4 protein-coding genes are annotated in these 1,685 nt (G+C 73.6%); 3 read left to right on the top strand and 1 reads right to left on the bottom strand.

Annotation, left to right across the window (positions count from 1 at the left end):
- Positions 1-398, top strand: a 398-nt coding sequence (locus tag EBH09_RS15155; RefSeq protein WP_238697317.1) for a hypothetical protein, incomplete at its 5' end; no start/stop codon positions are given.
- Positions 399-539: 141 nt separating this feature from the next.
- On the top strand, positions 540-1,010 hold the full coding sequence (gene mscL, locus EBH09_RS15160; protein WP_121747537.1) for a large conductance mechanosensitive channel protein MscL: 471 nt from the start codon (positions 540-542) through the stop codon (positions 1,008-1,010).
- A 45-nt stretch (positions 1,011-1,055) separates the two neighbouring features.
- Here mscL and EBH09_RS15165 read toward each other — a convergent pair whose 3' ends face one another.
- Positions 1,056-1,232: a hypothetical protein gene (locus tag EBH09_RS15165; RefSeq protein ID WP_121747538.1), complete on the bottom strand. Its 177-nt coding sequence runs from the start codon at positions 1,230-1,232 to the stop codon at positions 1,056-1,058.
- A 97-nt stretch (positions 1,233-1,329) separates the two neighbouring features.
- On the opposite strand from EBH09_RS15165, the gene EBH09_RS38920 reads away from it, so the two are divergent.
- The coding region (locus EBH09_RS38920) for a P1 family peptidase (protein ID WP_238697318.1) at positions 1,330-1,685 on the top strand (356 nt) is incomplete at its 3' end.

Consider the following 1,685-nt stretch of genomic DNA (forward strand, 5'->3'; position numbering starts at 1 on the left):
CCGCCGCGGCGCTGGTCGCGGCGGGCCCGCACCCGGGCTCCGGCGCACGGGACACCCAACGGGCACGCGGGCATCCGGCGACGGACACGGAAACGGCAACGGAGACGGCGGGCAGGCGGCACGGCGCGCGACTCGTGACGGCGCCGGTGCGGATCGCCGACGCGGCCACGGTGCGGCTGCTCGGGCCGGGCGACCGGGTCGACGTCGTCGCGGCCGGGGACGGCGGCGCGGGCGACGCCTCCGTGATCGCGCGCGGCGCGCTGGTGGCGGAGGTGCCGGAGCCCATCGAGGGGACCGCGGCCGGCGGGGCACTGGTGGTGGTCTCGGTGCCGCGTGCCACCGCGCACCGGCTGGTCGGCGCGAGCGCCCTGTCGCGGCTGGCGGTGACGCTGTGCTGAGCCCGTCAAGTCGCTCGTTCGAGGGGTCTGATTGGACAGGACGGCCCAGCGCTGACGTAGGTTGCGGAGCGTTTTGTTCCACACCCTGTTCGTGCGAGACCCGTTCGCGCGAGACCTGTGCATACGAGGAGAGCCCCCGAGGTGAGCGAGAAGAACGAGCCGAGCGTCTGGCAGGGTTTCAAGGCCTTCCTGATGCGCGGAAACGTGATCGACCTGGCGGTGGCGGTGGTCATCGGCGCCGCCTTCACCAACATCGTCAACTCGGTGGTGAAGGGGGTCATCAACCCCCTGGTCGGAGCGTTCGGCACCAAGAGCCTGGACAGCTACAACTCCTGTCTCAAGGGCCCGTGCACCGGTACCGGGGACGCCGCCACGGGCGTGCGGATCCTGTGGGGATCGGTGCTGGGCGCCACCCTCACCTTCGTGATCACCGCGGCCGTCGTCTACTTCATGATGGTCCTGCCCATGGCGAAGTACCTCGCGCGGCAGGAGGCCCGCCGCAAGGCGAAGGAGGGCACGCGGGAGATCGTCGAGGTCTCCGAGCTGGAGGTGCTCAAGGAGATCCGGGACGCGCTGGTCGCGCAGCGCGGTTCGGGCCACGACCGCCCGTAGACCGCCCGGGAGGGCCGGAGCGGCTCGGGCGGGTAGGCGCACGGCTCAGAGGTGGTGGGGCGGCTTCTCGTCGAGGAAGCGCTTCAGGTCGGCCGCGCTGTCGCCCTCGGGCCGCTCGCCCCATCCCCGGTCGGTGTCGTCCGAGGTCTGCTGGTCCAGCGGGTCGTCGAAGACCAGCGCGGGCCTGGGCGCACGGGGCTCGGGTTCGGGGGTGGTGCTCATGGCTCCAGGGTACGGCCCCTTCGGTACGGGGCGCCCCGGCTTCGGGGCACCCCCTGATGCCGCCGCCGGGCGCCGGTACCTGGACGAGACTGGCGGCATGACAGTTGACGCATTGACGGACGTCGCCGGCCTGCTGGTGGGGCACGCGACGCGCACCGGCGACGGGTGGCTCACGGGCACGACGGTGGTGCTCGCGCCGGAGGGCGGGGCGGTCGCCGCCGTGGACGTGCGCGGAGGAGGCCCCGGCACCAAGGAGACGGACGCGCTCGATCCGCGCAACCTGGTGCAGAAGGTCCAGGCGGTGGTGCTGACCGGCGGCAGCGCGTACGGGCTCGACGCGGCGTCCGGGGTGATGGCCTGGCTGGAGGAGCGGGGACGCGGGGTGCGCGTCGGCCCGGACCCCGCGCACGTGGTGCCGGTGGTGCCCGCGGCGTGCGTCTTCGACCTGGGGCG

It is taken from the genome of Streptomyces sp. E2N166, assembly GCF_003671715.1.
Lineage (GTDB): Bacteria > Actinomycetota > Actinomycetes > Streptomycetales > Streptomycetaceae > Streptomyces > Streptomyces thinghirensis.

Excerpts from the sequence above, each read along its gene's own strand:
- EBH09_RS15165 (WP_121747538.1), bottom strand. The coding sequence starts at position 1,232 with ATGAGCACCACCCCCGAACCCGAGCCCCGTGCGCCCAGGCCCGCGCTG.